General features: G+C 74.0%; 28 protein-coding genes. 13 read left to right on the forward strand and 15 right to left on the reverse strand.

Features of this window, described 5'->3' with window-relative positions:
• Nucleotides 1-109: 109 nt before the first annotated feature.
• Together greA and ACZ6AQ_RS13615 are read right to left on the reverse strand one after the other, a co-directional pair.
• A complete protein-coding gene (gene greA, locus ACZ6AQ_RS13610; RefSeq protein ID WP_388699670.1) occupies nt 110-607 on the reverse strand; it encodes a transcription elongation factor GreA in 498 nt (165 codons plus the stop codon).
• A gap of 190 nt (nt 608-797) precedes the next feature.
• Nucleotides 798-1199, reverse strand: a complete 402-nt coding sequence (locus ACZ6AQ_RS13615; RefSeq protein ID WP_468759889.1) for a DUF4307 domain-containing protein — start codon at nt 1197-1199, stop codon at nt 798-800.
• A gap of 107 nt (nt 1200-1306) precedes the next feature.
• Here ACZ6AQ_RS13615 and mca point away from each other — a divergent pair, with 107 nt between their 5' ends.
• Together mca and ACZ6AQ_RS13625 are read left to right on the forward strand one after the other, a co-directional pair.
• Nucleotides 1307-2188 (forward strand): mycothiol conjugate amidase Mca, encoded by an 882-nt coding sequence (gene mca / locus ACZ6AQ_RS13620; RefSeq protein WP_388699777.1) that lies wholly within the window; start codon nt 1307-1309, stop codon nt 2186-2188.
• Entirely contained in the window at nt 2181-2423 is a 243-nt protein-coding gene (locus ACZ6AQ_RS13625) for a hypothetical protein (protein WP_468759891.1), read from the forward strand. The genes mca and ACZ6AQ_RS13625 overlap by 8 nt, the downstream gene beginning before the upstream one ends.
• A gap of 333 nt (nt 2424-2756) precedes the next feature.
• Here the strand turns inward: ACZ6AQ_RS13625 and ACZ6AQ_RS13630 are convergent, their stop codons facing one another.
• The gene (locus tag ACZ6AQ_RS13630) at nt 2757-3323 is read right to left on the reverse strand and encodes a Uma2 family endonuclease (RefSeq protein ID WP_468759893.1); all 567 of its coding nucleotides are present in this window, start codon (nt 3321-3323) and stop codon (nt 2757-2759) included.
• 196 nt (nt 3324-3519) lie between these two features.
• On the opposite strand from ACZ6AQ_RS13630, the gene ACZ6AQ_RS13635 reads away from it, so the two are divergent.
• From ACZ6AQ_RS13635 to ACZ6AQ_RS13645, 3 genes are all read left to right on the forward strand, one after another.
• Nucleotides 3520-5547 (forward strand): thioredoxin domain-containing protein, encoded by a 2028-nt coding sequence (locus ACZ6AQ_RS13635; protein ID WP_468759895.1) that lies wholly within the window; start codon nt 3520-3522, stop codon nt 5545-5547.
• 748 nt (nt 5548-6295) lie between these two features.
• Nucleotides 6296-6529 carry a chaplin gene (locus ACZ6AQ_RS13640; RefSeq protein ID WP_388693241.1) on the forward strand — a complete coding sequence of 78 codons (234 nt, stop codon included), beginning with the start codon at nt 6296-6298 and terminating at the stop codon, nt 6527-6529.
• A gap of 241 nt (nt 6530-6770) precedes the next feature.
• Nucleotides 6771-8111, forward strand: coding sequence for a glycoside hydrolase family 26 protein (locus tag ACZ6AQ_RS13645; RefSeq protein WP_468759897.1), 1341 nt, complete (start codon nt 6771-6773; stop codon nt 8109-8111).
• A gap of 82 nt (nt 8112-8193) precedes the next feature.
• On the opposite strand, the gene ACZ6AQ_RS13650 is transcribed toward ACZ6AQ_RS13645, so the two are convergent.
• From ACZ6AQ_RS13650 to ACZ6AQ_RS13685, 8 genes are all read right to left on the reverse strand, one after another.
• Entirely contained in the window at nt 8194-9330 is a 1137-nt protein-coding gene (locus ACZ6AQ_RS13650; protein ID WP_468759898.1) for a GNAT family N-acetyltransferase, read from the reverse strand.
• Nucleotides 9327-9992 carry a YveK family protein gene (locus ACZ6AQ_RS13655; RefSeq protein WP_468759899.1) on the reverse strand — a complete coding sequence of 222 codons (666 nt, stop codon included), beginning with the start codon at nt 9990-9992 and terminating at the stop codon, nt 9327-9329. Before ACZ6AQ_RS13655 ends, ACZ6AQ_RS13650 begins: the two co-directional genes overlap by 4 nt.
• A 30-nt stretch (nt 9993-10022) precedes the next feature.
• On the reverse strand, nt 10023-11234 hold the full coding sequence (locus ACZ6AQ_RS13660) for a glycosyltransferase (RefSeq protein ID WP_468759901.1): 1212 nt from the start codon (nt 11232-11234) through the stop codon (nt 10023-10025).
• Nucleotides 11231-12037 carry a polysaccharide deacetylase family protein gene (locus ACZ6AQ_RS13665; protein ID WP_468759903.1) on the reverse strand — a complete coding sequence of 269 codons (807 nt, stop codon included), beginning with the start codon at nt 12035-12037 and terminating at the stop codon, nt 11231-11233. The genes ACZ6AQ_RS13660 and ACZ6AQ_RS13665 overlap by 4 nt, the downstream gene beginning before the upstream one ends.
• Nucleotides 11931-13718 (reverse strand): murein biosynthesis integral membrane protein MurJ, encoded by a 1788-nt coding sequence (murJ, locus tag ACZ6AQ_RS13670; RefSeq protein WP_468759904.1) that lies wholly within the window; start codon nt 13716-13718, stop codon nt 11931-11933. The genes ACZ6AQ_RS13665 and murJ overlap by 107 nt, the downstream gene beginning before the upstream one ends.
• A 304-nt stretch (nt 13719-14022) precedes the next feature.
• Entirely contained in the window at nt 14023-15366 is a 1344-nt protein-coding gene (locus tag ACZ6AQ_RS13675; RefSeq protein WP_468759906.1) for an O-antigen ligase family protein, read from the reverse strand.
• A 2-nt stretch (nt 15367-15368) separates the two neighbouring features.
• Nucleotides 15369-16820 carry a sugar transferase gene (locus tag ACZ6AQ_RS13680; protein ID WP_468759908.1) on the reverse strand — a complete coding sequence of 484 codons (1452 nt, stop codon included), beginning with the start codon at nt 16818-16820 and terminating at the stop codon, nt 15369-15371.
• Nucleotides 16817-17953 carry a glycosyltransferase gene (locus tag ACZ6AQ_RS13685; protein ID WP_468759910.1) on the reverse strand — a complete coding sequence of 379 codons (1137 nt, stop codon included), beginning with the start codon at nt 17951-17953 and terminating at the stop codon, nt 16817-16819. The genes ACZ6AQ_RS13680 and ACZ6AQ_RS13685 overlap by 4 nt, the downstream gene beginning before the upstream one ends.
• Before the next feature lie 452 nt (nt 17954-18405).
• On the opposite strand from ACZ6AQ_RS13685, the gene ACZ6AQ_RS13690 reads away from it, so the two are divergent.
• The 5 genes from ACZ6AQ_RS13690 (at nt 18406) to ACZ6AQ_RS13710 (ending at nt 21790) form a co-directional block, all read left to right on the forward strand.
• Entirely contained in the window at nt 18406-18645 is a 240-nt protein-coding gene (locus ACZ6AQ_RS13690) for a chaplin (RefSeq protein ID WP_388693260.1), read from the forward strand.
• Nucleotides 18646-19146: 501 nt separating this feature from the next.
• Nucleotides 19147-19464 (forward strand): hypothetical protein, encoded by a 318-nt coding sequence (locus ACZ6AQ_RS13695; protein WP_468759911.1) that lies wholly within the window; start codon nt 19147-19149, stop codon nt 19462-19464.
• Nucleotides 19465-19696: 232 nt separating this feature from the next.
• A complete protein-coding gene (locus ACZ6AQ_RS13700; protein ID WP_468759912.1) occupies nt 19697-20494 on the forward strand; it encodes a hypothetical protein in 798 nt (265 codons plus the stop codon).
• 116 nt (nt 20495-20610) lie between these two features.
• Entirely contained in the window at nt 20611-21114 is a 504-nt protein-coding gene (locus tag ACZ6AQ_RS13705) for a hypothetical protein (RefSeq protein WP_468759913.1), read from the forward strand.
• A gap of 394 nt (nt 21115-21508) precedes the next feature.
• Nucleotides 21509-21790, forward strand: coding sequence for a chaplin (locus tag ACZ6AQ_RS13710; RefSeq protein WP_468759914.1), 282 nt, complete (start codon nt 21509-21511; stop codon nt 21788-21790).
• Nucleotides 21791-21856: 66 nt separating this feature from the next.
• On the opposite strand, the gene ACZ6AQ_RS13715 is transcribed toward ACZ6AQ_RS13710, so the two are convergent.
• Entirely contained in the window at nt 21857-22723 is an 867-nt protein-coding gene (locus tag ACZ6AQ_RS13715; protein ID WP_468759916.1) for a tyrosinase family protein, read from the reverse strand.
• On the reverse strand, nt 22707-23120 hold the full coding sequence (locus tag ACZ6AQ_RS13720; RefSeq protein ID WP_388693271.1) for a tyrosinase family oxidase copper chaperone: 414 nt from the start codon (nt 23118-23120) through the stop codon (nt 22707-22709). Before ACZ6AQ_RS13720 ends, ACZ6AQ_RS13715 begins: the two co-directional genes overlap by 17 nt.
• Nucleotides 23121-23294: 174 nt before the next feature.
• Here ACZ6AQ_RS13720 and ACZ6AQ_RS13725 point away from each other — a divergent pair, with 174 nt between their 5' ends.
• From ACZ6AQ_RS13725 to ACZ6AQ_RS13735, 3 genes are read left to right on the forward strand one after another with little or no spacing between them, the layout of a single operon-like run.
• Nucleotides 23295-23798 (forward strand): DUF5949 family protein, encoded by a 504-nt coding sequence (locus ACZ6AQ_RS13725; RefSeq protein WP_468759917.1) that lies wholly within the window; start codon nt 23295-23297, stop codon nt 23796-23798.
• A gap of 28 nt (nt 23799-23826) precedes the next feature.
• On the forward strand, nt 23827-24474 hold the full coding sequence (locus ACZ6AQ_RS13730) for a vitamin K epoxide reductase family protein (protein ID WP_468759919.1): 648 nt from the start codon (nt 23827-23829) through the stop codon (nt 24472-24474).
• A 1-nt stretch (nt 24475) separates the two neighbouring features.
• Nucleotides 24476-25489, forward strand: coding sequence for a glycoside hydrolase family 26 protein (locus ACZ6AQ_RS13735; RefSeq protein ID WP_468759921.1), 1014 nt, complete (start codon nt 24476-24478; stop codon nt 25487-25489).
• On the opposite strand, the gene ACZ6AQ_RS13740 is transcribed toward ACZ6AQ_RS13735, so the two are convergent.
• On the reverse strand, nt 25455-26069 hold the full coding sequence (locus tag ACZ6AQ_RS13740; protein WP_468759922.1) for a TetR/AcrR family transcriptional regulator: 615 nt from the start codon (nt 26067-26069) through the stop codon (nt 25455-25457). The two genes, ACZ6AQ_RS13735 and ACZ6AQ_RS13740, sit on opposite strands and share 35 nt — an antisense overlap.
• A gap of 18 nt (nt 26070-26087) precedes the next feature.
• Nucleotides 26088-26774 (reverse strand): PAQR family membrane homeostasis protein TrhA, encoded by a 687-nt coding sequence (gene trhA / locus ACZ6AQ_RS13745; RefSeq protein WP_468759923.1) that lies wholly within the window; start codon nt 26772-26774, stop codon nt 26088-26090.
• Nucleotides 26775-26953: the final 179 nt, after the last annotated feature.

The following is a 26953-nucleotide window of genomic DNA, read 5'->3' on the forward strand; positions in this document are numbered from 1 at the left end:
GCGCCCGGCGTCACGCCGCCGGGCACGGGACCGGAACCGCCGCGCCCGCGCACACGCGGAAGGGCCGGACCCCGCCGGGTCCGGCCCTCCTCGGGAGAAAGCGGGCGTCTCAGCCGGTGTACGGCTTCGCGCTGAGGATCTTCACCTTGGCCTTCTTGCCGTTCGGCAGCTCGTACTCGGCGCTGTCGCCGGCCTTCTTTCCGTTGAGCCCGATGCCCAGCGGCGACTGCGGCGAGTAGGTCTCGATGTCACCGCTCGCGTACTCGCGGGAGGCGAGGAGGAAGGTCAGGGTGTCGTCCTCGTCGCCGTCGAACGCGATCGTGACGACCATGCCGGGCTCGACGATGCCGTCGTCCGCCGGGGCCTCGCCCACCTTGGCGTGCTGGAGCAGCTGGGTGAGCTGACGGACCCGGAGCTCCTGCTTGCCCTGCTCCTCCTTGGCCGCGTGGTACCCGCCGTTCTCGCGCAGGTCGCCCTCTTCGCGCGCCGCGGCGATCTTCGCGGCGATCTCGGTACGCGCGGGACCAGACAGGTACTCAAGCTCGTCCTTGAGCTTGTTGTACGCCTCCTGGGTGAGCCAGGTGACGTTGTCGCTGGTCTGGGTCACAGGTGCTCCTCGTAGGTACTGGGAATACAAAGCATCGCCCTACACGGGAATGCTGTGCTGTCCCGGGTGGGCGAAACCACGAGCCTAACAATGAGTGGCGGAAAGCGGGAGGACATAAACCATCGGGATGGCGTCACCCCAGGTCACCGCAGTGACCCACCAGGACTCGTCGCTCGTTCCCTACCCACCGCTACCGGGTCGTACACCCGATCAGTTCGGCACTCGTCGCGCGGGCGGTGGTGCGGAGGGAGAAGACCTGGTCGACCCGGGCGGCGGGGTCGTCGACCCGGACGTCCTTGCGGGCCACCTCCGCCCCGTCCTCGGCGCGCGAGCGCAGGGTGCAGACGCCCCGGACGCCCTCGTCCTTGCGGATCTCCAGGTGCACCTGGACCTCGGAGGCGCTCACCACGTCGAACTTGATCAGCTCGGCGCTGATCCGGTTCTCGACGACGTAGTGCCAGCCGAACCAGCCCATCACGCCGAGGAAGAGGACCCCGAGCACCGCTCCGGCGACCTTGAGCCTGTGGTCGGCCCGCTCGTCCGCGGAGCGGCCGTAACGCCCCTCGGGGAGCCGCTCTCGCACCGCGCTCATGATCGATCCTCTCGAAGCAGGGGGTGGCGGAATTTTCGACCCCCCGATTCCGTCACTATAGAGACCTCCCTCCGCGACGAATCACCGAGGACCGACTCTTGACTGTCTTGACCGAGCAGCTCCGCCTGATGGCCGTGCACGCCCACCCCGACGACGAGTCGAGCAAGGGTGCGGCCACGATGGCCAAGTACGTGTCCGAGGGGGTGGACGTCCTGGTCGTGACGTGCACGGGTGGCGAGCGCGGCTCGGTCCTCAACCCCCAGCTCCAGGGCAGGCCCGAGATCGAGGAGAACATCCACGAGGTACGGCGCAAGGAGATGGACCGGGCCCGCGAGATCCTGGGCGTCTCCCAGGAGTGGCTGGGCTTCGTGGACTCCGGCCTGCCCGAGGGCGACCCGCTGCCCCCGCTGCCCCAGGGCTGCTTCGCCCTGGAGGACGTCGACACGGCGGCCGGCGAGCTGGTCCGCAGGATCCGCTCCTTCCGTCCCCAGGTCATCACGACCTACGACGAGAACGGCGGCTACCCGCACCCCGACCACATCATGACCCACAAGATCTCCATGGTGGCCTTCGACGGCGCGAACGACGCCGTGAAGTACCCGGAGGACGAGTTCGGCCCGCTCTGGCAGCCCCTGAAGCTCTACTACAACCAGGGCTTCAACCGTCCCCGCACCGAAGCCCTGCACCAGGCGCTCCTGGACCAGGGCCTGGAGTCCCCCTACGGGGAGTGGCTGGAGCGCTGGAAGGAGTTCGAGCGCAAGGAGCGCACGCTGACCACCTTCGTGCCCTGCGCCGACTTCTTCGAGACCCGCGACCGGGCGCTGATCGCCCACGCCACCCAGATCGACCCCGACGGCGGATGGTTCCGGGTCCCGATGGAGATCCAGAAGAAGGTCTGGCCGACGGAGGAGTACGAGCTCAGCAAGTCGCTGGTGCCGACCTCCCTCCCCGAGGAAGATCTCTTCGCGGGCATCCGCGACAATGCCTGACATGAGCGCACACCTGGCACTGACCCAGCTTGTCCCCTTCGCCGCCGAAGAGCTGGACAAGAACAAGGTGACCCCCGGCGTCCTCGGCTTCGTCGTCTTCGCCGCCCTGGCCGTGGCGGTCTGGCTGCTGATGAAGTCGATGAACCGCCACATGGGCAAGGTCTCCTTCGAGGAGGCACCGGACCCGGCGTCCGCCCCGGACGCCCCGGCGACGGCCGGCACCGCCAAGAAGTAGCCCCGGAAGCGACCGCCGGAGGGAGTTCCCCCGGAGGGAACCTCCGCCCCCGGCCCGTACGCGGACGGCGTACGGGCCGGGGCGCTTCCGCGCGCCTGCCGGTCGTACAGGGGGCGCGGGGGCTGGACCGCGCGAACCGGTCGGCTTCCGTCCGGCGCGTCGCGCGTCCGCCGGAGCCGGCAGGCCGACGGGGGATCACGTTCCCGCGATGGGTGCGGCACCCATGGGAGGCGCACCCGGCCCGGAGGCGGAGGACACCCCGACCGGTTCGCGAACGACCATGGTGCGGGCGCTACCGGCCGGGCGTCGGCAGCGGGTCGGCTTCTCGGTTCCTCACACGGTCCCGAGATCGACCGTGACGGAGAAGGGTGCGGTGGCCTTCACCGTGCCGGTGAACACCTCGCCGTCCCAATAGGCCCTGGTGGCGGGGTCGAGGACGTAGGTGTAGACGATCGGGACCCCGGTGGCGGCTTGCTCGACCCGCCAGTAGAAGGGGATGCCGGCCTTGGCGTACTGGTCGACCTTCACGATCCGGTCCGTGGTCTCCGAACCGGGCGACACGACCTCGGCGACCAGGAGTACGTGCTCGGGGCGGGTGGGCGTGAGGTCGATGGTCTCCGCCCGGTAGACGATGACGTCCGGACGGCGGTTGGTGAGGGGAACGTCCTGCAGGCGGACGTCGAAGTCCGTGTCGGCGTTCCAGTCCGGGCCTGCGGCGGCGTCCAGGGCATTGGCCAGGAGCCGAGCCAGCCGGTTGTGCCGCTTGGAGGCGTTCGGGCTCACGACGACCATCCCGTCCACGATCTCGATGCCGGCGCACTGCTCCTCGGACCAGGAGTCGTACTGCTCCGCGCTGATCTGCGTGTGCATCCACGCGGGCGCCACCATCTCGGCGGACATGGTGTACCTCCTTCGAGGAGCCTCGGCGGGTCCGGCGTCGCTGCGCCCAGCCTACTGTTCCGAGGGGCCGGGCCACCCGGTCCGGAGTGGGCGGGCACGTCCGCCACGTGATGGCTCACCGGTGCGATTCGGTTGAGCGGGGCGGGCCCGTGAGGGTTCCGCCGGTCGTGCCGGACGCTGTGAGAGGCTGGATCGCATGAACCGGTTGGCCGGCACGACCTCGCCCTATCTGCTCCAGCACGCCGACAACCCGGTCGACTGGTGGCCGTGGGGACCGGAGGCGTTCGAGGAGGCGGAACGGCGCGACGTGCCCGTCCTCCTGAGCGTCGGCTACAGCGCGTGCCACTGGTGCCACGTCATGGCGCACGAGTCCTTCGAGGACGACGACACCGCCGCGTACCTGAACGAGCACTTTGTGTCCGTCAAGGTGGACCGCGAGGAGCGGCCCGACGTGGACGCCGTCTACATGGAGGCCGTGCAGGCCGCCACGGGGCAGGGCGGCTGGCCCATGACCGTCTTCATGACGCCGGAGGGGAAGCCGTTCTACTTCGGCACGTACTTCCCGCCCGAGCCCCGCCACGGGATGCCGTCCTTCCGGCAGGTGCTCGAAGGCGTGCACCGGGCGTGGACGACCCGGCGCGGCGAGGTGGGCGAGGTCGCCGCGAAGATCACCGCGGACCTCGCGGAGCGGGAGCTGGGCGTCGGTGCCGAGGGGCCGCCCACCGAGGAGACCCAGGCCCTCGCGCTCCTCCGGCTGACCCGGGACGTCGATCCCGCGAGCGGCTGGTTCAAGGGGGACACCAAGTTCCCGCCGTCGATGGTGATCGAGTTCCTGCTGCGCCACCACGAGCGGGCCGGTTCCGTGGCGGCCCTCGAGATGGCGGAGGGCCTGTGCGACGCGATGGCCCGTTCGAGCCTGTACGACCAGGTGGGCGGCGGCTTCCACCGGTACGTGCTCACGCCGGGGACCGGTGGGCCCCTGGTGCCCCACTTCGAGAAGATGCTGTACGACAACGCCCTGCTCTGCCGGGTGTACGCCCACCTGTGGAGGGCGACCGGCAGTGACCGGGCCCGCCGGGTCGCCCTGGAGACCGCCGACTTCCTGGTCCGCGAACTGCGCACCCCCGAGGGCGGTTTCGCCTCCGCGCTCGACGCGGACTCCGACGACGGCACCGGGAGGCACGTCGAGGGCGCCTTCTACGTGTGGACCCCCGAGCAGCTGACCGGGGTCCTCGGCCCGGAGGACGCCGCCCTCGCCGCCGCCCACTACGGCGTCACCGAGGAGGGCACCTTCGAGGAGGGCGCCTCGGTCCTCCGGCTCCCGCAGGACGCGGGCGTGGCCGACGCCGAGCGGATCGCGTCGATCGCAGCCCGGCTCCTCGCGGCCCGCGAGGAGCGCGAGCGCCCCGGCCGGGACGACAAGGTCGTCGCCGCCTGGAACGGCCTCGCCGTCGCCGCGCTCGCCGAGACCGGAGCCCTCTTCGACCGCCCCGACCTGATCGAGCGCGCGACCGAGGCCGCCGACCTGCTCGTCCGGGTCCACCTGGACGAGGGCGCCCGGCTCGCCCGTACCTCCCGGGACGGCCGGGCCGGTGCCAACGCCGGGGTCCTGGAGGACTACGGCGACGTCGCCGAGGGCTTCCTCGCCCTCGCCGCCGTCACCGGGGAGGGAGCCTGGCTGGAGTTCGCCGGCTTCCTCCTGGACGTCGTCCTCGACCGCTTCACCGCCGGGGGCGGCGCGTTGTACGACACGGCCGACGACGCCGAATCCCTCATCCGGCGCCCCCAGGACCCCACCGACAACGCCGCCCCGTCCGGCTGGACCGCCGCCGCCGGAGCGCTGCTCTCGTACGCGGCCCACACCGGTTCCGAACCCCACCGGGCCGCCGCCGAGGGGGCCCTCGGTGTCGTCGGGGCCCTCGGACCGCGCGCGCCCCGGTTCATCGGCTGGGGCCTGGCCGTCGCCGAGGCCCTCCTCGACGGGCCCCGGGAGATCGCCGTCGTGGGCGCCCCCGGCGACGAGGCGTTCCGGGAGCTGCGCCGTACCGCCCTCCTGGCCACCGCCCCCGGCGCGGTCCTCGCCGCCGGGGACCCCGGGAGCGAGGAGTTCCCGCTCCTGAGGGACCGGCCGCTGGTGGACGGGAGGGCCACCGCGTACGTCTGCCGGCGCTTCGCCTGCGACGCGCCGGTCACCGATCCGGCCGGGCTGCGCCGGCGGCTCTGACCCCGGCGCGGAACGGGTACGGCCCCGCCGCCCCTCCCCGGAGGGGCGGCGGGGCCGCGTCGTGACCGGGACCGCCCGGCTGCCGCCGTCGGAGGTTCCGATGAATTCATCGGGCGGGCGACGATCGGGTGATCGAGAAACCTTTGTTCGTATCGCTCTTCGATCCGCTCGCGCAGGGGTGCGCGACGCGTGGAACCGGAGTTGAACGCCCTGCCGGAACCCTTGTGTCATGATGCGGGAATCGCAGCGGAAGGAGCGAAAATGGCGCCCGATCCCGGGAAATGGGAACGGATGGCCTTCATTCCGAAGAGCCGGTACACGAGCGACCCGCCCGCCGCCGACCGCTCCCCGTCTTCGGCGTCCCCGGCGTCTCCGGCGTCTCCGGCGTCTCCGGTCTATTCCGCCCTGGTGGCCCAGTGGACGCGGGCGGGCCGGGCGGTGCCGGGGCTGCCGGACCGGGAGTGGGAGCGCCTGACGGCGGCGCCGGTCTGGCCGCGCTGAGAACGGGCGGGCGGACGAACGGACGGGTGCGGACGAACGGACGGGCGCGGACGGCTCCGCGCCGATGGCGCCGTGCGGGCGGTTCCGTGCGGGCAATGGAGTGAAAGAACCCGCGCCGTCGTTATTCGGGTTTCCTTTGTGCGGAATGTTCGTTGTGTTGTGTACAGCGGAGGCCGGGAGAACTTCCTTCTCCCGGGCATCACGAGATCCGTGAGAATTCCTCCGCCGAGGAAAGGATCCAGACGAAATGAACTGTAAGAAGGCTGCGGCCGTCGTCGCCGGTATCGTCCTGGCCATGGGTGTGTCGTCGCCCGCCTTCGCGGACGCCGGCGCGGAGGGTGCGGCCGTCGGCTCGCCCGGCGTCCTGTCCGGCAACGTCATCCAGGTTCCCATTCACATCCCGGTCAACCTGTGCGGCAACAGCGTGAACGTCATTGGCCTGCTGAACCCGGCGGCCGGCAACATCTGCGTCAACGACTGATCCGAGGCGGTACGCGGACAGGCGTGGGGCCGGCCCCGGAGAGCACCCGCTCTCCGGGGCCGGCCCTTGTCGCGTCACGGGCCGCGCGGCCCGTCCGGCGCGGCTCCCCCAATGGGGCGATCAAATCCACCAATGGGCCAGTGATCAGAGGGAAGCAAGGTCCTCGGACGGCTCATAAGGAATATTTTCGGAGAAACATACTGACGAACTCCCATTTCACACTCGACATGGAGGAGCGGCCGTGGCAGTCGTACACCGGAGAACACCGAGAACATGGCTGGGGGTGTTCACGGCCGCTCTCCTCGCCGCGGGTCCGTCCGTCCTGTCGTCCCCCGCCCACGCCTCCGTGTCCGATTCCGGGCCCGAGCCCGTGACCGCACCCGTGGCGGGGGAACCCGGACCGTCCTCGCTCGCCGGTGCCATGGGCGCCTTCCTCTCCTCCGGAGCGCACGGGGTCGCCCGCATCGCCGAACTCGAACGCTGGCTCGGCGGCCGTGAACTCCGCGTCGGCCACACCTACCTGCCCGGCGACCGCTGGAAGAACATCGAGGGCCCTCCCGGTTTCCTCGACGCCTGGGCGGACTGGCGCAAGGAGAAGGCCGACCGCCTCTTCGTCCTCAACGTCCCCATGCTGGAGCGCAACGAGGCCCGCCTCCCCGACGCCGAGGTCCGACGGCAGCTCGGCCGCGGCGCGTCCGGCCGCTACGACCACCACTTCAGGACCCTCGCCGAGCGGCTCGTCGCCCTGGGGGCGAACGACACCGTCATCGTCCTCGGCTGGGAGATGAACGGCACCACCTACAGCCACCGGTGCGGTCCCGACCCCGCCGCGTGGAAGGAGTACTGGAACCGCATCGTCACCGCCATGCGCTCCGTGCCGGGCCAGAAGTTCCGCTTCGACTTCAACCCGAGCCGCGGCCTCGACGCCGTGCCGTGGACCGAGTGCTACCCGGGCGACGGCGTCGTCGACATCATCGGCATGGACTCGTACGACCAGCCGCCGGGAAGCAGTTTCGACCAGCACGTCAACGAGCCGTACGGGCTTCGGAAACAGGTCGATTTCGCGGCCGAGCACGGAAAGCTGATCTCCTACCCGGAATGGGGCCTCTTCCGCAACGGCGACAATCCGGAATACATGCGGCGCATGCTCGAATGGATGAACCTGCACAAGCCGCTTTACCACACGATCACCGATTACTGCCCGCACGGCGTCTGGCAGTGCGACGACAATCCGGAGTCGTCGCTGGTGTTCCGCCAGATGCTGTACGGGAAGGAACCGGAGGTTCCGACGGAGCCGGAGCCGAAGCCTGAACCGGAGCCGAAGCCTGAACCGGAGCCGAAGCCCGAACCGGAGCCCAAGCCCGAGCCGAAGCCGGAGCCGGAGCCGGAGCCCAAGCCCGAACCGGAGCCGGAGCCCAAGCCCGAGCCCGAACCCCGGCCCCCGGCCGTCTGCTGGACCGTGGGTCTCGGTTCCTGGGTGGAGGGCTGGCTCGGCGGGTCCGTCTGTCTTCCGAAGGACCCCTGGAAGAGCGGGACCGACGCCGGCTGGAAGGACGCGTTCAAGGGCGCCTGGCCCTTCTGATCCTCCCGGTCCCCGGCCCCGGCCGGGGACCGTTCCCCGCGACGGCGGCGGCGACGGCGACGGCGACGGCGGCGGCGGGAGGTCACCCGCCGCGCCGCACGTGCTTCCCCACCCGGGCGAGCGCCTGTCCCACCCGGGTGTCCTCCCGCGCCCGCCGGGCCGCCCACCGCCGCGCCCCGGCCGCGCCCGCCCGCGCCCAGAGCAGCGGAGCCGTACCGGCACCGGCCAGGAGCAGCCGGCGGTTGCGCACGGGCTCCGGACGCCAGTGGTGCTTGTACGGCTCGCTGCCCCGCAGCATGCTCAGGGCGGCCCGCCCGCCCGCGCCGGCCTCGCGCGCCCCGTGCCGCAGCAGCATCGCCGCCACGTCGACCTTGCGGGCGCGCAGCTCCGGGTCGGCCCCGTACAGGTACCCGCCGGCCAGCCGGGGCGACATCAGGGTCAGGTCGGCGGCGACCACGTCCCCGGCGAGCCGGAACTCGGTGACCATCGCGTCCCCGCGCTCCACCATGGGCCGCACGGCCCGGACGAGATGCTGGGCGAACCGCTCGCTGGTGTGCTCGGCGGTCACGCCCCGCCCCTGCCACTGGAGCCGGTGGAGCCGCAGGAGCCGGTCCAGGGCGGCCGGGACCTCCTCGCCGGGCACCACGCGCGCGTCGATGCCGAGCGCGTCCAGCTTGCGCAGTTTGGCGCGGACCCGCTGGGCCTTCCCGGAGGGGATGCGGGCCAGGAGTCCCTCCATCGGCACGGCGGGCAGTTCCAGGCACAGCGAGTCGGGCAGCGTCCGGCGCGGACCGGACCAGTGGGCGAGGACCCGCTCGCTGGCCGCGCCCGGCCGGACCTCCCGCAGGTCGACCACCGCGCCCCGGGCGGCCCGCGCGATCCCCCGGGCCAGGGCGGGCGCCGCCTCCGGGCAGCCGTCGTCGAGGAGCACGTCCGTGAAGTCGGTGATCGAGCCGCCGAGCTGGGTGAGGACGGGCAGCGGCCCCCGGGCCCGCATCAGGGGTGCGGCGGCCACGAGTCCGCCGTCCTCCCGCCGTACGAGCACCACCCGCAGCGCGCCGGGCCGCCCGTACGAGAGCCACCAGGAGTGCAGCCAGGAGTGGGACTGGAAGGGGGTGGCGGAGGAGCAGCGCCGGTACAGCGCCGTCCACTCGGCCGCGAGCCGCCCGAAGTCCTCCCCGTCGCGGCAGACCTCGGTCCGCAGGGTCCCCGGGGTCACACCGTCTCCGGCTGGTGCGCGGCGGCGGCCGGGGCGGGCACGGCGGCGGCCCCGGCCCGACGGGAGTGGCGGGCCTCGTCGCGTGCGGCGGCGCGCCGCGGGCGGACGAGGAGGGCCAGGCCGCCGAGGAGCCCGCCCGCGCAGCCGCCGACGAGCGCGGCGAGCGGCGCGGACGGCGAGACCGGGTCCACGGGCTTCGTGGCGCGGGAGAACCGGACGACCTTCACGCCCGTGCTCCCCGCCACGTGCGCGCTGTCGAGGATCAGCGCGCGGGCCACCCCGTCGGCCATGGCCACCGCCTCGGCGGGCTTCGCGGACCGGGCGGTGATCGAGATCATCGGGGCGTCCGGGGAGGTCTCCGCCGTCACGCTCCTCCGCAGCGTCCCGGCGGTCACCCCGGCCCACACCTGGGCGTCGCCGGTCACCGCGATGTCGGTGGCGACCCGCCCGTACGCCTGGGCGAAGCCGACCGCCCCCGCCGGGTCGGTCCTTCCGGCCGGTACGACGATGACGTGGCTGGTCGCCGCGTACTCCGGGGTCTTCAGCGCCCCGTAGCCGCCGCCGAGGGCGGCCCCGGCGAGGACGGCGGCGGGCAGCACCGCCCAGCGGCCGGGGAGGCGCGGTCCGGCGGGCGGGAAGGAACGGAGGGGTGTGGTCTTCACGGGTCGGGTTTCTCCCACTTCACGGATGCTTCACGGGGACGGGGACGGGGGCTGGGACAGGGACGGGGGCTGGGACAGGGGCGGCGGCTGGGACGGAGTCCGGGGCCGGCTCCGGACCTGGGGCGGGATGCCGTGGACGGTCCGCTCGTAGAGCGACGCCAGCAGGCGGGCGCTGTGCGCGATGTCGTAGCGGCGGGCCGCCTCCGGCACCGGGAGCCGGGTGGTCCCGGCGTCCCGGAGGTCCCGCAGGGCGGAGGCCAGCCCGGGTACGGAACCGGTGATCCGGCGGGCGCCCGGGGCCGCGTCCGGCGGCAGGTCCTCGACCGCCGGACAGGCCGCGTACAGAACGGGAAGGCCGGCCGCCAGCGCCTCCACGACCGCGAGCCCGAAGGTCTCGTCGGGCGAGGGCGACACGAAGACGTCCATCGCGGCGAGCAGTCCGGGCAGCGAGGGCCCGGCCGCGCCGGGGGCCGGGGGGTCCTCGCAGGCGCCGGTGAGGAGCACCCGGCCGCCCGCCCCGAGGCCGTCGGCCAGCCGCAGCAGCGCCTCGCGCTCACCGCCCCCGCCGACGAGGAGCAGCCGGGCCTCCGGCACCGCCGCCACCGCCCGTACGAGCAGGTCGAACCGCTTCCCGGGCGCCAGCCGCCCCACCCCGCCGACGACGTACGCGTCCTCGGGGAGGCCGAGCGCCGCCCGGACGCGGCGGCGGGCCCCCGCGTCGAAGGCGAACCGGCCGGTCTCGATGCCGTTCGGCACCACCCGGACGCGGTCCCCGGGCACGCCCCAGGCCACCAGCCGGCGGGCCACGCCGACCGAGACGGCGACCGTGGACGTGCCGAGCCGCTCCGACGCCAGGTACAGGGCGCGGGTGCCCGCCGACAGCGGCCGGCCCTCGATCTGGGTCTCGCCGAGGGAGTGCTCGGTGGCGACGATCCGCCGCACCCCGGCGAGCCGGGCCGCCGCCCTGCCGTACACGCACGCCCGGTACAGGTGCGTGTGGACGAGGTCGTAGCGGCCCCGCCGGACGACCCGGGCGAGCCGGGGCAGCGCGCCGAGGTCGCGGTTCCCCGTCATGCCGAGGTGGGTGACGGGGGTGCCGTCCGCCTCGATGCCCGCCGCGACCGGACCCGGGTCGGTGAGCGTGACCACCTCGCTCCGCACGGGAAGGTGGCGCAGCAGGAGCCGCAGCTGCTGCTCGGCACCGCCGATGCCGAGGCCGGTGATGACGTGCAGGACCTTCACCGGGCACCGACCACGGCCGGGCCGTACCGGGCGGGGGCGGGCAGATCGGCGGGGCGGCGCCGGCGCAGCGGGTGCAGGAGGCGCTTGGCGGCGAGCCGCCAGGCGGTGTCGTTCTCGCCGATGTGGACGCGGGGCAGGGCGTACGCGCCGGTGTACGGGCCCGGGTCGATCGCGCAGGCGTAGCGGTAGCCGGCCTCGCGCACGGCCCGCATCGCACGCCGGTCGAACCGCCCGTACGGGTAGCAGAAGCCCTCCACCGGGCCGCCCGTCAGTTCCTCCAGGAGCTCGCGGCTGCGCAGGGTTTCGGCGGCCAGCGTCCGGTCGTCGGCCTCGGGCAGCGGGACGTGCGTGAGGCCGTGCGAGCCGATCTCCATCCCGGCGCGGGCGATCCGCCGGACGGCGTCCCCGGAGAGCAGCCGCTTGCGCGGGCCCGCCGCGTCCCAGCCGTTCTCGCCGCCTAGCCGCCCCGGCAGGACGTACACCGTGGCCGTGAAACCGTGCCGGCGGAGCAGCGGCAGCGCCGCGTCCGCGAAGTCCGCGTACCCGTCGTCGAAGGTCAGGCCCACCAGGCTCCGGGCGCGCCCCTGGGCGGCGGCGGTGAGCAGCTCCCCCACCGACACCCCGCGCAGCCCGCGCTCGCCCAGCCAGCGGAGCTGCCGGGCGAAGCGCACCGGGGAGACGGTCACCCGGTACGGGTCATCGGCGGTGTTCGCGATCGAGTGGTACATCGCCACCCACAGGGGCGGTCTCCCCCACGGGGGCGGCTTCGGCAGCAGACGGCTCGGCGCGGTGACGGCGGGCATGGGGGGTCCTCCGGTGGGCGGAGCTGGACAGGGGGAGAAGGCCGGGCGCCTCGGGGGCGCAGACGAGGAACAGCAGGAAGACGCCGGTGACGGCGAGGGCGGCGACGGCGACGGCGAGGGCGGCGGGACCGATCGCGACCGAGCAGACCCAGCCGGCGCCGGTGGCCCCGGCGCCCGCGCCCGCGAGGCGGAACAGCCCCGCGCCGAGCCGGCCGGCCCGGACCGGGACGGCCTGGCGGTGCGCGCCCCGCAGCAGCAGGACGGCGGTGAGCGTGATGCCGAACGCGTTGGCGCCGGCGATGCCCACCGCGCCCCAGCACCGGGCGCCGGGCACGCCCGCGACGGCGGTCGCGACGAGCCCCGCGCCCATGGCGACGGCCGGGTACCAGAGCGGGCGGGCGGCGGAGAAGTAGCAGCGGACCAGGGCGCCGACCATCGTCTGGCCCAGCAGGCCGAGGGCGTACACCCGCATGACGGTGGCGGTGGCGGCGGTGTCCGGCGCCCCGAACTCGCCCCGCTCGAAGAGCAGTTCGACGATCCGGGGGGCGGTGGCGATCACCGTCGAGGCGCCGGCCAGCACGACGACGGCGGCGAGCAGCAGGTCCCGCTCGACCCGGTGCCGGGCCGCCTCCGTGTCGCCCGCCGCGAGGGCGCGGGCGACCACCGGGAAGCTGACCGTGCACAGCATCAGCGACAGGATCATCGGCATCTGCGCGACCTTCTGCGCGTAGTTCAGGTGCGAGATGGCGCCGGCGGGCAGCGGCGCGGCGAGGAACCGCTCGATCAGGGTCTGGGACTGGCGGCAGAGCGAGAACGCGACGACGGGCGCGATCAGGCCGAGCACCAGGACCCGGCCGTCCCCCCCGCCCGTGGACGCGGGAGCCGCCGCGTCCGGCGCCGGTACGGTCCCGGAGCGCAGCGCCCGGACCAGGGAGGGCGCCTGCACGAGGACCATCAGGACCCCGCCGACCGCGACCCCGACGGCGGCCGAGCGCACCCCCCAGGATGCGCGCAGCACCAGGACGGTGCCGATGATCCCCACGTTGTACGCCACGTAGATCGCCGCCGGCGGCAGGAAGCTGCCGTGCGCGCGCAGCGCGGCCGAGCAGTAGCCGACCAGGGCGAAGGAGAGCACGCAGGTCGCGGTGGACCGGGTGCAGTCGACGGCGAGCGCCGGGTCGGGGAGGCCCGGCGCGAGGGCGGCGACGAGCAGCGGGGCGGCGACCACGAGGACGGCGGCGACGACGGCGGCGGTGAGGGTGAGCCGGGGGAGCGTGCCGCGCACGAGCGCGCGCACCGGGTCGGCGAGGTCGCCGGACGCGCCGCCGGAGCGATGCGCCAGGGCGCGGGAGAAGGCGGGCACCAGGATCAGCGCCATCGCGTCCTCGATGAGCAGCGTCGAGGCGAACTCGGGCACCGTCCACGCCACCAGGAACGCGTCGGTCGCGGCCCCGGCCCCGAAGTACCCGGCCAGGATCTGGTCCCGTACGAGGCCGAGCAGCGCGCCGACGGCGGTGAGACCGGCGGTCACGGCCGCCGCCTTCGCCAGGAACCCCCGCCCCCGCTGTTCGTCGCCCGCGCCCCGCGCCCCGCGCGCGTGTGCGCGGGCCCGGCGCCCGGGGCGGGCGGACGGCGCGGACGCGGTCTTCGACGTGGGGACGGCGGCGGGCGACTCGGGCACGGGCGGGGCGGACAGAGACCCGGACAGGGCGGACTGGGCGGACGGCTCGGACAGGGACCCGGACGGGGCGGACGCGCCGGACCCGGCGGACGAGCCGGGCGCACCCGGCGGGACGACCGGCCCCGGGACCCACGGCGAGTCCGCCGGCACCGCCGCCGCCCACGGATCGGCCGTCCAGGGGACGGCCGTCCACGGATCGGCCGGCGGGGTGCCGAGCGGCGGGCGGGACGCGGGGCACGGCTCCCCGGTCCACGGCGCGTCGGCCCACGGCGCGTCCGTGGGCCGGGGCTCCCCGGCCCACGGGTCACGCACGTCCCACCCCCGCCAGCGACCACCGGGCCGCCAGGCCGAGCACGACCGACATCAGCACCGTCGAGGGCCCGCCGATGTCCGCGTAGAAGAAGTCCACGAGCTGCCAGACGAGCAGACCCGTCGCCACGAGCGCGCAGTCCGCGCCGGGGCCGGGGGCCGGACCGGAAGCCGTGCCGGGCCGCCGCCGCAGCGCGCCGGCCAGCAGCGCCGCCCAACTGCCCGCCAGGGCCAGCAGCCCCACAAGACCCTGCTCGCTCAGGACGAGCAGGTACATGTTGTGCGGGGAGAGCAGCGGCTGGCGGTGGAAGCCGGCGCCCGCGCCCGCCGTGTCGCCGCCGGAGGACAGCGCGACCGAGGCGTGCGCGTCGCGGTACCGGGGGAAGCCCTTCAGGCCGACGCCCGTGAGCGGTTCCGCGCGCCACATCTCCCCGGCCGCCGCCCACATCGTGTACCGGTCCGTCACCGACTGGTCCGGCGCCGCCGTCACCCGGGTGATGCTGGCGACCCGCTCCTCCACCACCTCCGAGCCGATCCCCAGGCCGCCGACGAGGACGACCCCGAGCGCGCCCGCCGCGAGCGCGACCCGGACCGCCCGGAGCGGCCCCGCCAGGAGGAGCTGGAGCGCGCAGGCGAGTACGGTCGCGATCCACGCGCCCCGGCTGAAGGACAGCACGAGCGGGAGGAACAGCAGCCCCGTGCAGACCAGCGCGGCCGTCCGCGCCCGCCCCGGGCCGCTGCCCAGCGCGATCCCGGTGGCGGCGACCAGGCCGTACGAGACGGCCGTCGCCATGCCCATCACGTCGGTGGCCCCGAAGGTGCCGACGGCCCGGATGTCCTCGCCCTGGTACGAGGCGCCCGTACCGGTCAGGTACTGGGCGACGCCCACCGCGCCCTGGAGCAGCGCGAGCCCGACCAGGGCCCAGGCGACCACGGCGAAGTCCCGCCGGTCGCGGACCGTCAGGAGCACGGCGGCCGGGACGAGGACGAAGACCTGGACGTAACGGGCGACGCCCGGCAGGCTCGACGCCGGGTCGTTCGAGGTGATCGCGGCCAGGCAGATCCCCAGCACCGGCAGGCCGAGGACGACGGCCGCCGTCCGGGTCAGCGGCCGGGCCCCGTCGCGCACCACCCGTACCAGGCAGATCAGGACGAGGAGCCCGGAGGCCGCGTCCGCGACCGTCCCCGTGCCGCCGGTACCGCCGTCCGCGCCGCCGCCGGGGACGAGCAGCAGCGCGACCACGGCGAGGACCGGGGCGAGTGCCGCGGCCCGGCGCAGCCGGTCCCGCGCGGCCGGGGGGACCGGGGCGGCCACGGGCGGCGACGCGGCCGTGGCCATCCTCAGCTCCCCGTGGGCCGGACGAACTCGCCCGCCGTGCGCAGCAGGATGCAGACGTCCTGCCAGAGCGACCAGTGGTCGATGTAGTGGTTGTCGAAGCGGCAGCGGTCCTCGATCGAGGTGTCGCCGCGCAGCCCGTGCACCTGCGCGAGCCCGGTCAGCCCCACCGGCATCCGGTGACGGTCCGCGTAGCCGGCGTGGATCTTGCTGAACTGGGCGACGAAGTGGGGGCGTTCCGGCCTCGGTCCGACCAGGCTCATGTCGCCGCGCAGCACGTTCCAGAGCTGCGGCAGCTCGTCCAGGGAGGTCTTCCGCAGGAAGCTCCCGGCCGCGCTCATCCGCAGGTCGCCCGCCACGTTCCAGCGGGTGGCCGCCTCGGTGTCGTCGGAGGGGCGGAGCGTACGGAACTTGAGCAGGGTGAAGGGGCGCCCGTGCCGGCCCACCCGCTCCTGCCGGAACAGGACCCCGGGCCCGTCCGAGAGGCGCACCGCGAGCGCGCAGAGCAGCAGCACGGGCAGCGCGGCCACGAGCGCGAACGCGGCGAGGACGACGTCGAGGACCCGCTTGGCGCCCAGTCCGCGCCGTTCGTCCAGCGGGACGATCCGGTGCCAGGCGTATCCCCACATGTGCTCGCCCATCGGGCCGGGCCGGTGCCGGCCGCCGACCCGCCAGGTGGCGCAGCCGTACTGCTGGAAGAGCGTCACCAGGCCCGGGGCGTCCTCCAGGAACACCGCGTCGCACACGGTGTTCTGGATGACGGCCCGGTGGATCTCCTCGGTCGTGGTGAGCACCGGGAGCCCGGCCTCCCCGGCCGGACGGACGCCGCCCTGCTCCGGCACGCCGACGATCCCGACCGGCCGCAGCCCGTACTCGGGGTGCCGGGCGGCGGCCGACGCGAACCGGCGCGCGGCCGCCGCCCCGCCGACGACGAGGGCCGACCGGGGGTGGGCCCGCGCGATCCGGCGGCGCCGGGCGAGGACCAGCGCGCGGACCAGGCACACGACGAGGACGTGGACGCCGTACGCGGCGCAGAGCCGCGCCGGGCCGATCGCCAGGGCCGGGGAGTACGCGGCGGCCCCGGCCGCGGCCAGGCACCAGGCCACCCCGGCGCGGGAGGCGAGCGCGGGCAGTTCGTCCAGGGCCCGGACGTGCGCGGCCGGCCGGTGGAGCCCGGCCCACCCGTCGAGCACCAGGACGACCGCCAGGACCGGCAGCACGAGCCGGACGTCGTGGTGGGCCGTGCTCAGCACGGAGACGGCGGCGACGACCGCCAGGCAGTCGGCCGCCACCGGCGCCGCCGCGCCGGACCGGGTGCCGGGCCGGGTGCGGCCGCGCGGCGGCGCGAGCCGGCCGGGCGTGCCGCGGGGCGGCGCGAGGGGGGCGAGACCGAGGGTCCGGTCCGCCGTGGGCCGGGGACCCGGCGAGGAGGGAACGCTGGTGCTTTCCGTGGTCACTGCGCAATCGGCTCTCTGTGCTCGTCCCCCCGCACACCGGCCAGCTCGCGGTAGACGTCCGCGACGGCGGCGCCGGTGCGCCGGACATCGAAACTGCTGAGTACGTGTGCCTGGGCCTCGCGGCCCAGACGGCGCCGAAGCTCCGGCCTGCCGAGGAGGCGGCCGAGAGCGGCGGCGAGCGCGGCCGGGTCCTCGGGCGGGACCAGGCACAGGGGTTCGTGGTCCGGCGGCAGGCTCTCCCGGGCCCCGTCCACGTCGCTGACGACGACGGGCCGGCCGCTCGCCATGGCCTCCAGGGGCGCGAGCGCCATGCCCTCCCAGCGGGACGGCAGGACGACCACGTCGGCCGCCCGGTACCAGGGGGCGGTGTCCCCGACGGCCCCGGTGAACCGCACCGAGGGACCGGCGGCGGCCCGCAGCGCCTCCCCGTCCGGACCGTCGCCGACCAGGACGAGCCGGGCCGTGGGCACCTCCGCGAGGACGGCGGGCCAGGCGGCGAGGAGGACGTCCTGCCCCTTCTGGCGGCAGAGCCGGCCCACGCAGACGACGGTGGGGACGGGATTGCGGGACGGTCCGGCGCCGGCGAACCGGTCCACGTCCACGCCGTTGTGGACGACCGACCAGTCCGCCTCGACCCCGGCCGCCTCGCCGGTCCGCCGCTCGGCCTCGCTCACGCAGAGGACGCGGTGCGTCCAGCGGGCGCCGAACCGTTCCCAGCGCCGGGCGAGCGCGGCGGTCGTCCCCCCGACCGCGGCGAAGGACCAGGCGTGCGGCTGGTACACCGTGGGGACGCGTCCCCGGACGGCGAGCCGGGCGCACAGCCCGGCCTTGGCGCTGTGCGCGTGGACGAGGGCGGGCCGTACGGCGCGGATCAGCCGGGCCAGGTCCCACGTCTCGCGGACGAGGGAGGGCCCGGGGGCGCGGCGGGCCCGCCAGTCGTGGACCTCGGCCCCCTCGGCGCGGACGGCGGCGGAGAGACCGGTGCCGGGCGGGCAGGCGACCGCGACCCGCAGGCCGGCGGCGCGCTGGGCGCGGACGAGGTCGGCGACGACGCGGGCGACCCCGCCGTCGCCGGGCTGGACCGCGTGCAGGACGGTGACGGACCCGGGGTCCGTGTCGCATGGTGACAGCACGTCAGCGCCGGACGTCGGCCCGGGCGGACGCCGCGCCGCGGGGCACGGCAGGAACCGCTGAATTCCGCATACAGGTTCTCCGCTTTGATGAGAGAAGGAAGGGAAGACCCGCGAAGGCCGGGAGAGGAGAAGGTGTCGTCCGCACGTAACGAGTGAACGCGCGGCGGGCCCGGAAGCAACGTTCGGGAACGTTATAACCCCGGCGGGGGACGAAGGCGGGCATTAGGTGTCCGGCGACGCCAACTGCCGTGTCCGGCGGTCCCGTTCTCCGCCGCGCGTGTCGCGGCATTCCGCGTCCGGCGGCCCCGTCGGCCCCCGTGCGGTCCGGCACCCGGGTGAACGTCACCCGTTCGGGAGAGCAACCGATGGAAATGTGGCGCGTTGTTGAGAGAGTCGGGTCGCACAGTCCGCGCGGTCCGAGTCGCATGAATTCGATCGAGGAGCACTTCCCCATGTCCCGTATCGCCAAGGCCGTTGTCCTCACCGCCGGTGCCGCCGCCGCCGTCGCCGGTGCCGCCGGTGCCGCCGTCGCCGACTCGGGTGCCGAGGCCGTCGCCGCCCACTCGCCCGGCGTCCTGTCCGGCAACGTCCTCCAGCTCCCGATCCACATCCCGGTCAACATCTGCGGCAACACCGTCGACGTCATCGGCGTGCTGAACCCCGCCTTCGGCAACACCTGCGTCAACGCCTGATCGAGCACTTCTGATCGGTCCTTCCGCAGCCGGTGCGTCCACCCCTCGGGGTGGGCGCACCGGCTTTTTCTCGCCGTGATGGAAGCGGTGCGCCTCCGAACGCGCCGTCGCGCGCCGCCCGGTGCAACGGCGCACGCCCCTCCGGAGGGTGGGGCGCCGAGGTGGATTCACCCGAACGAATGCGTGGCGCTCAGTAGTTCCACGACTGCGGAGGGCTATGTCCGCAGGCACCCGGAGAGGGCAACGGGCCGGCGGGCGGGGGAGGGGAACGGGTGTACGCCCGCTCCGGAGGTCCGTTCTTTCCGGCCGTTCCACTGCGTCTGCACGTATGTACGGCCGGTGCGGCGCCGACCGCGTCGATCGGACACGGCACCGAGAAATTCGCCCGTCCGGAGTTTCCGGCGGCCGTACTCCTCGTTACAGAGAGGGAACGCCGCGCGGCATTTCCCCGGAAACTCCGCGCGGAAAGTGACGTGAAAGAGCAGAGGAAGGATTCACCCCATGAAGCCCACCAAGGTCGCCGCGGTCGTCGCCGGTTCGCTGATGGCCCTGGGTGCCGCCGCACCCGCCATGGCCACGGAGGCGCTGACCCCCGCCAGCCTGAACGGCGGTCTGGAGGCGATCAGCGCCAACGGGCTGAAGACGGACATGCTGAGCAACACCACGGAAGGCTCCCCGGTGAAGACCGTCACCGACACGGCGGAACGGCTGAACGAGACCGCCAAGGGCACCCCGCTGCTCGGCGGTCTCCCGGTCCCCGGCGGTCTTCCGGTCCCGGGTGGTCTCCCGGTCCCGGGTGGTCTTCCGCTGGGCGGCTGACGACACATCAGCGAGCCTGGCTGTCACGGGTAAGCGCGGCGGCCGGAGCGTCCCGCCCCACGGTCGGCTGATCGAATGATTTTCTGATCGGCCGCCGTGTGGCCCTCGCTCCATGGGTCACCCCGCCTCCTACTCTCTCGCCAGTCCCACGAGAACGACGGTGGGTACCGGGCCGGACGGAGCGAGGGGGGAATCCTCGCCGGCCCCTCCTTTTCTCCAGAGGAAGAGCGGTATGCGGTCGATCATCAGCAGGAAAGTACTCACCGCGGCGGCAGCGACCGGCATCCTGTCGCTGAGCGGCGGATTCGCCCTTGCCGCGAGCTCCCCCGGGGCGGGTGACGGGCCGGGGTACGGCGGGTCCGGCCACGTCCAGGGTCCCCTTCCGGCGGACGTCTGCGGCAGGGCCATGGAGAGGGGCGACGCCGTCGCGGCGGCCCTCGGCCACCTGTGCGCGCCCGAGGAGGACCCGGGAGGCTACGGCGAGGAGCCGTCGCACCCGCCGACGACGCCCCCCACCAAGCCGCCGACGACGCCTCCCACGCACCCGCCGACGCACCCGCCGACGCATCCGCCGACGCATCCGCCCACCACGCCTCCCACGCACCCGCCGACGCACCCGCCGACGACGCCTCCCACGAAGCCGCCGACGCACCCGCCCACCACGCCCCCCACGCATCCGCCGACGACGCCGCCGACGAAGCCGCCCACGCACCCGCCGACGACGCCTCCGACGACCTACCCGCCGAAGCCCGGTGAGTGCGAGGAGCCCGACCCCTGCGGTCCCACCAAGCCGCCGACGACGCCTCCCACGAAGCCGCCGACGCACCCGCCGACGACGCCTCCGACCACGCCTCCCACGACGCCGCCGACCACGCACCCGCCGGTCACGCCTCCCACCACGACCCCGCCCCACCTCCCCGAGACCGGCAGCGAGGCCGAGCTCATGGGGGCGGCCGCGATCAGCGCCGCCCTGGTCGTCGGCGGCACCGTCCTGTACCTCCGCGGCGGACGCGCCGCCCGCCGCCACTGACCCTCCGTACCGTCACGGCGTCAACCGGGGCCCTCGCCTTCACCGGCGAGGGCCCCGCGCGTTGCTGCACACAGGGGAAACCCGCCACGTTCCCCCGGGGGCCTCGTTGTCAGGGCATGACTCTGCGCTCTCACGCCGGCATGGGACTCCTCATGACCGCACTCGCCTCCGCCGCCCTGGCCGCGCCGGCCTCCGCCGTCGAAGCGCCGGTGGTCGTCCCGCTCCAGGGGCTCGAACCGGTCCTCCCGATGGACGCCCCCACCGTGGCCACCGGCGTCCCCGTCCCGGTGCCCGGCGCCCCCACCGGCTTCCAGGAGGGCACCGGCTCCCTCCCCGGCGTCACCCTGCCCAGCGTGCCCCTCGTCGGCGCCTTCCCGAAGACCGTGGTGGACGCCCCCCTGCCCGAACTCCTGAGGGGCGGCGACCCCGGTCACGCCCTCCTCGCCGCCCCGGGCTCGGAGATGCTGGCGGTCACCCCGGGCGCCACCGTCGGCAACCCGGTGACCGCGCCGCGCGGTGCCGGTCTGCCGAAGCTCACCGCGCCCCGGGTCGGCCTGCTCGCCCCCACGGCGAGCGGGGCCCTGGACTCCACGCTCGGCCTGGCGCCCGAAGGACCCTGACCGGCCGGTGGGCGAAGGGGGCGCCCGCGGCCCGTTCGCCCGCGCTTCCGTTCCTCATGACCCCATGACCCCATAACCTCATGGCCCCATAACTCCCGTACTCCCGTTCTGCGTTCTCCTGTGCGAGCGGTGACCGGGCGGGTGAAGGGACGATTCTTCCCCGCCACCCCAAGGGATGTCGGTCGTTGCAGAAGAAGGCTTGTCGCATGGCCGCGGCCTGCGGACCGGAGCCGTTCCGTCGCATCCGGCGGCGGACGGAATTCCGGTCCGCGGGCCATTTTCCTTTTCTTTTCCCCGTTCGGCCCAATGGCCGTGACCCCTCGCCCCGGACGGCGTTGAACGGGCATGACGGCCGTGATTCCTGCGGTCGCTATCCACGTCCAAGGAGTTCTTGATGTCTCGCATCGCGAAGGCTGCCGTTGTCCTCGCCGGCACGGGTGCCGTTGCCCTCAGCGGAGCCGGCCTGGCCGTCGCCGACTCGGGCGCCGAGGCCGTCGCCGCCCACTCGCCCGGTGTCGCCTCCGGCAACGTCCTCCAGGTCCCGGTCCACATCCCGGTCAACCTCTGCGGCAACACCGTCAACGTCATCGGCGTGCTGAACCCCGCGTTCGGCAACACCTGCATCAACGCCGACCTCGACGACGACCGCCACGAGGACGGCGGCTACGGCGGCTGATCCCCCTCGTTCCCCCACGTGTCCCCCCGGTCCATCCAGGGCCGGGGGGACACGTGCGTGCGGGGCTCAGGCGTACCGGTAGATCCGGCTGTGGTCGGACATCGAGGCCGGGGTCACCCCCCAGGGCGCCATCGCCTGGTGCCGGGCGACGACCTTGCCGTGCTGCCCGTCACCCAGCGGCGGCGGCTCCGCCGGCAGGTAGGCGGCCCCCGGGTTGCGCTGCTGCCAGCGCGACCAGACCAGGTCCACGAAGGAGTGGTGCAGCCAAAAGACCGGATCGTTCACCGAACCGCCGCCGAGCATCAGCCCGCCGACCCAGCGGTGCACCCGGTTGTGGATGCGGAACCGGTCGTTGCCCTGCCCCGAACCCCACCCCTCCAGCCGGTTCCGGAAGCCGGAGGGACTGGTCGAGTTCCAGGGCGCCACGTCGTACACCCGCTCCCGCATCACCTCCTCCAGCTGGGCCTGGGTGGGAAGCGTGATCGGATCGCGGGGACGCCCGAAGTCCCTGGTCAGGAAGCGGCTCTGGGTCATCGAGTGGACGATGTTCCAGCGCCCGGAGGAGTGCGCGAAGGGGCCCGTCATCACCTGGAGGTCGGCCCGGCGCCCGTTGCCGCCCATGAAGTCCTCGCCCCAGAGGGACGAGGCCGGACTGTTGTCGCGGGTCCAGTCCCAGTACGGGACGGACACCGCCGGATCGACCCGGCGCAGCGCCGTCTCGAACTCCAGCAGGAACTTGCGGTGCCAGGGCAGGAAGCTCGGCGTCATGTGGGCCACCCGCAACTTCCCCTCCCCGTCGGCGACGTAGTGGTCGATGTGGGTGCGGACGAACCGGTCGTACGTGCCGTCGCGCTTGAGCTCCAGGACGGCGGCGACGAACCGGCGGCGCTCGGCGGCGGTCAGATCGCGCTGGTTCTTACGCGTGTACACCACGCGGGGTCCCTCCCATCGGGTCGGCGGGGACGCCGTGGGCGCCGGCGAGGGGGGAGAGCGGGAACCCGCCCAGCTCGTCCACGGCCGCGCGGGTCGCCGCCAGGGGCGTCGGACAGGACTCGTAGTGGTCGACCGGCGTGACGTAACCGCCGTCGGCGCAGCGCATCAGGTGCAGCGGCCGGCCGTCGACCAGGGCCACGGGCTCGCCCCCGGGGCCGGAGAAGCCCAGGATGCGGTGGCCCCCGTACATCTCGTCGAAGGCGTGCGGGTCGTCCGGGACCTCCTCCGGGCCCCCGTCCGGACCGCGGAGCGCGACCCTGCCGAGGGCGCCTCCCGTGAAGGCGGTGACGGCCAGGGCGAAGAGGGACCGCAGGGCGACGCGGCGCGGGACGATCATCGGTGATCTCCAGGTGGTCGGCTGGGGGTCCCCCCGCCGCAGGTAGGGGGAGCCTTCAGGGCACAACGATGAAAACCCGGGTTCGTTGCGGCGGAAATGCCAGCGGTGTGAATATCGGCCGACCGGGTGAAAGGGACGGGGGAAAGGGGTGGTTGCGGCATTAGCATCCGATTCATGACCACTTCCCCTGTCGCTTCCTCGGCTCGCAGTGCCTCACCGCTGGGGACCCTCACGGTGATCCCGTGGTCCAGCGAGCCCTCCGCCGACTCGGCGGGCACGCCGTTCCTCATGGCGTACTCGCTCGGCGACGGCCGGGACGGTCCGGAGGCCGGGCGGCGGGCGATGCGGTCGGCCCTGGAGAACACGGGCCTCTCGCTCGGCGACCGGCTCTTCGACCTGGAGCGGGACACCGGGATCAACGCCTCGCTGCTCGTGGAGGACGGCTCGGCCGTGCTCACCCTGCCCTTCCTGAAGGCGCGGTGCCCGGTGCCGGACGAGTGGGGGGCCGCCGCCCGCGAGAGCGGCAAGGTCTATCTCATCTGCTCGGCGCGCCCCTGGCCCGAGGCCGTGCCGGGCCGGCCCGTGGAGGAGGAGCGGCTGCGCGCCTTCGTCTCGGACGAGGAGATGCTCGCGGACAGCGCCCACGTCCTGATGCCGGTCCGGCGCCTCCAGGGCTGAGCGGGCGGAAACGGAGAGGGGTCGCGCCATGACGACGGTGGACGTACGGGGCGGGGTGCCGGGGCAGCGGCGCGGGGAGACGGCCGGGGAGCCAGGGGGCCCGGTCGGAGCGGGCCGGGCCCTCGCGTGGCTCCTGGTGGTCACGGGTGCGGCCGGACTGCTCGCCGCCTGGGTGATCACGCTCGACAAGTTCAAGCTCCTGGAGGACCCCGGTTTCACCCCCGGGTGCAGCCTCAACCCGGTCGTCTCCTGCGGCAGCGTCATGAAGAGCGGGCAGGCGGCGGTCTTCGGCTTCCCCAACCCGATGATCGGCCTCGTCGCGTACGGCATGGTGGTCGCGATCGGCGTCGGCCTGCTCGCCGGCGCCCGCTACCGCCGCTGGTACTGGCTCGGCCTCCACGCCGGCACCCTCTTCGGCGTCGGCTTCTGCACGTGGCTGATGCACCAGTCGCTGTACGAGATCAACGCGCTCTGCCTGTGGTGCTGCCTCGCCTGGACCGCCACGATCCTCATGTTCTGGTACGTCACCGCGCACAACGTGCGCACCGGCGTCCTGCCCGCCCCGGCGGGGGCGCGGACCTTCTTCGGCGAGTTCGCCCTCGCTCCTCCTCTGCTGCACATCGGGGTGGTCGGGATGCTGGTCCTGACCCGCTGGTGGGACTTCTGGACGAGCTGACATGGGCCGTCGCCCCCGGTGGCCCGCCCGGCCGCGAGCCGCACCGACGCTGCTGCTCGCGGCCCTCCTCGTCCTCCTTCCCCTCCTCCTGCCGGACGGCCGGATCGCGCCCGGCCACCGGCACGCCGGGAAACGGCCGCCGGAGGTGGCGGCGGGGTTCTTCACCGGCTCCGACGAGGCCGGGGTGCGGCGGATCGCCCGGGTGCAGGAGTGGCTCGGCGGCGAGCCGCTGACCGTCGGGCACACGTACCTGCCCGGCGACCGCTGGTCCAACATCGAGGGACACCCCGCCCTCTTCGGGCCGTGGGCGCGCTGGAAGGAGGAGCGGCCCGGACGGCTCTTCGTGCTCAACGTGCCGCTGCTCGACCGCAGCGAGGACCGGCTGCCCGACGCCGAGGTGCGGGCGGAGCTGCGGCGGGGCGCGGAGGGCGCGTTCGACGGGCACCTCCGGACCCTGGGGGAGCGGCTGGTGGCGCACCGGCTCGGGGACGCGGTCCTGGTCCTCGGCTGGGAGATGAACGGCACCACCTACAGCCACCGTTGCGGACCCGACCCGGAGGCGTGGAAGGCGTACTGGCGGCGGGCGGTGGGGGTGCTGCGGGCCGTGCCGGGGCAGCGGTTCCGCTTCGACTTCACGCCGAGCCGGGGGCGCGACGCCGTGCCGTGGCCGCTCTGCTACCCCGGGGACGACGTCGTGGACATCATCGGGATGGACGCCTACGACCAGCCCGAGGGGCTCCCCTTCGAGGGCCAGGTGAACGAGGAGTACGGCCTCGCCCACCACGTGCGGTTCGCGGCGGAGCACGGCAAGCCGGTCTCGTACCCGGAGTGGGGGCTCTTCCGCAACGGCGACAACCCGGCGTACGTACGGGGGATGCTCGACTGGTTCGCCGCGCACCGGCCGGTCTACCAGACCGTGACGGACTACTGCCCGCACGGGGTGTGGGAGTGCGCGGACAACCCGGAGTCGGCGCGGGTGGTCAGGGGCGCGCTGGGAGCGCCGGACCGGCCTTGAGGGTGTCGACCGTGCGGTCGAGGAGGGTCACGAGGTCGTCGGCGCGGCCGTGTTCGGCCCAGTGGACGGTGGCCTCGCGCAGGGCGCCGAGGACGGCGGCGGTGAAGACCCGGACCTCCAGGTCGCCGGGGGAGCGGCCGGTGCGGTCGGCCAGGGCGCGGGCGAGACGGCGCCCGGTCTCGGCGGTGGTGTCGGTGAACCGGGCCCGCACGGCGGGGGTCTCCGCCATGAGCCGGGCGCGCAGCCGGGTCTCCTCCGGTTCCTCCGCGAAGGCGGTGCGGACCGCTTCGAGGAGGACCGCGCGCAGCGACTCCAGCGGTTCCTCGTCCCCGGGGCGGGCGCGCAGCCGGGCTTCGAGGAGGGCGTCGTCCTCGTCGGTGAGGAGGATGTCCTCGCGGACGGGGAAGTAGCGCGTGACGGTGGACGGGGAGACCTCGGCCGCCGCCGCGATCCGGTCGGTGGTCGCGGCCTCCCAGCCGTGCTCGGCGGCGAGCCGGTAGGTGGCCTTCCGGATCGCGGCGCGGGTCTTCGCCTTCTTGCGTTCGCGCAGGCCGGGGCGGGTGGGGGGTTCGGCAGCCATGGCCACCATGGTCCCAGGTCAGGCGTGCTGGTACGCCACCAGCGAGATGCCGACGTAGTGGGCGATGAAAGCGGCGAGGGTCAGCGTGTGGAAGACCTCGTGGAAGCCGAACCAGCGCGGGGAGGGGTTGGGGCGCTTGATGCCGTAGACGATGCCGCCCGCGCTGTAGAGCAGGCCGCCGACGACGACCAGGACGAGGACGGCGATGCCGCCCGTGCGCAGGAAGTCGGGGAGGAAGAAGACGGCGGCCCAGCCCATCGCGATGTAGCAGGGGGTGTAGAGCCAGCGGGGCGCGCCGACCCAGAAGACGCGGAAGGCGATGCCGGCGAGGGCCGCCGCCCAGACCGCCCACATGAGCGGCTTCGCCGTGGAGTCGGGGAGCAGGAGCAGGGTGAGCGGGGTGTAGGTGCCCGCGATGATCAGGAAGATGTTGGCGTGGTCGAGGCGCCGGAGCACGGCTTCGCCGCGCGGCCCCCAGGTGCCGCGGTGGTAGAGCGCGCTGACGCCGAAGAGCAGACACGCGGTCAGGACGTAGATCCCGCAGGCGACACGGGCGCGGGACGAGTCGGCGAGGGCGACCAGGACGACGCCCGCGACGATCACGGCGGGGAACATGCCCGCGTGCAGCCAGCCTCGCAGCAGGGGCTTCAGCGGGAGCGCCGGGGACGGGTCGGCCGGGGTCACTTCCGGAGGGACTGCAGTCATGCACGGAATCGTACCTACGCTCCCGTAGGTCCCGTATATGAGTGGCGATGCTCACATGTGCGGCCCTCTGGACATATGGGCAGTTCCATCGGATGATCAAATGAGTGCGGTCGGCACCGGATGAGCAGCTACGAAGCATCCGGGTCGCGGCCCCCACGGGGCAAAAACCAAAAACCCCC

This window comes from Streptomyces sp. NPDC041191, from assembly GCF_055591945.1.